The organism is Mesorhizobium sp. M4A.F.Ca.ET.050.02.1.1 (assembly GCF_003997725.1).
Taxonomy (GTDB): Bacteria; Pseudomonadota; Alphaproteobacteria; order Rhizobiales; family Rhizobiaceae; genus Mesorhizobium.
Window position 1 is genome coordinate 1 of the sequence record NZ_RZSG01001071.1, and the last position, 1,596, is coordinate 1,596.

2 protein-coding genes are annotated in these 1,596 nt (G+C 65.5%); both read right to left on the reverse strand.

From position 1 onward, the window contains the following. Nucleotides 1–19: 19 nt before the first annotated feature. Nucleotides 20–334 (reverse strand): DUF6665 family protein, encoded by a 315-nt coding sequence (locus tag EOA33_RS35030; RefSeq protein WP_127407673.1) that lies wholly within the window; start codon nucleotides 332–334, stop codon nucleotides 20–22. Between the two features lie 8 nt (nucleotides 335–342). Next, on the reverse strand, nucleotides 343–1,596 hold a 1,254-nt coding region (locus EOA33_RS35035), incomplete at its 5' end, for an ABC transporter ATP-binding protein (protein WP_145989498.1).

The following is a 1,596-nucleotide window of genomic DNA, read 5'->3' on the forward strand; positions in this document are numbered from 1 at the left end:
AGAGTCCCGAAGGCAGCGCCTATTGCGCGCCGAGCCTGACCAGAACCGCTCTCGGGATATTGTATTCGCGGATGACCGCATCGTGCTTGCGCAGGCCGCAGAGCTCGCGCTGGATGAAGTAGGCATGGACGGCCTCGGCGGCATCCTTGAGGAGCCGGGGCCGCCTTTCCTCATCGCCGCCATCCTCGCGCAGTCTCGCCAGCGTCTGCTCGACGCGCTGGCCGGCGCGGCCGAGCGCCGCCGCCTTCTCGGCGAGGATTTCGTGGCCGAGCAGGTCGAGCGCGTTGTCCTGCGCGCCCGCTCGTCCAAAATACGAAGGCATGCGAACCGACATTCCTCTTCCTACTCCGCCGGCCGCGTCTCTTCCAGCACGCTTTCCTCATTGAACAGGAAACCGCCGGACTGCCGCTTCCAGAGCCGCGCGTAAAGCCCGTCCAGCGCCACCAGCTCGTCATGCGTGCCCTGTTCGACGATGCGCCCGCCGTCGAGCACGACCAGCCGATCGAGCGCGGCGATCGTTGACAGGCGGTGCGCGATGGCTATCACGGTCTTGTCTTTCATCAGCCGCGCCAGGTTTTCCTGGATCGCCGCCTCGATGTCGGAATCGAGCGCCGACGTCGCTTCGTCCAGGATCAGGATCGGCGCATCCTTGAGGAAGACGCGAGCGATTGCCACACGCTGGCGCTGGCCGCCTGACAGCTTCACGCCGCGTTCGCCGACATAGGCTTCGTAGCCGGTGCGCTCGCGATTGTCGCGCAGGCCTGTGATGAACTCGTGTGCCTCGGCCTTCCGCGCCGCCGCGATCACTTGCGCCTCGGTCGCGTCCGGCATGCCGAGCTTGATGTTGTCGCGCAGCGAGCGATGGAACAAGGCCGTGTCCTGGCTGACCACGCCGATATTGGCGCGCAGCGAATTCTGTGTCACCTGCGCGATGTCCTGGCCGTCGATCAGGATCTTGCCGCCCTCGAGGTCGTAGAGGCGCAGGATCAGGTTGGCCAGCGTCGTCTTGCCTGCTCCCGATGGGCCAACCAGCCCGACCTTCTCGCCGGGCCTGACGACGAGGTCGATGCCGTCGAGCACGCCGGCCCCCTTGCCGTAGTGGAAGGTCACGTTCTTCACATCGATGCGGCCGCCGGCCACGATCAATTCCTTGGCCTCCGGCGCGTCGATGAGGCCGAGCGGCTGCGAGATCAACGCCTTGGAGTTCTCCAGCACACCGAGATTCCTGAGGATGCCGTTGAGCTGCATCATCACCCGGCCCAGTAGCATGTTGAGCCGCAAGACGAGCGAAAGCGTGAAGGCGACGGCGCCGACGGTGATCGAGCCTTCGACCCAGAGATAGATGGCAAAGCTGGCGATGGTGGTGATCATGACGCCCGACAGCGTCGTCAGCGCCATGCGCACGCCGGTCAGCCGGCGCGTGAACGGGCGAAGCGCATCGAGATAGATGTCGAAGCCGCTCCGGATGTAGCGGTCGTCGCCATCGGCCGAAAACAGCTTCAGCGTCTGCACGTTGGAGTAGGAATCGACGATTCGGCCGTTGATCATCGAGCCGGCCTCGGCGGTGGCCTCGGCGTGCCTGCGGATCGCCGGCAG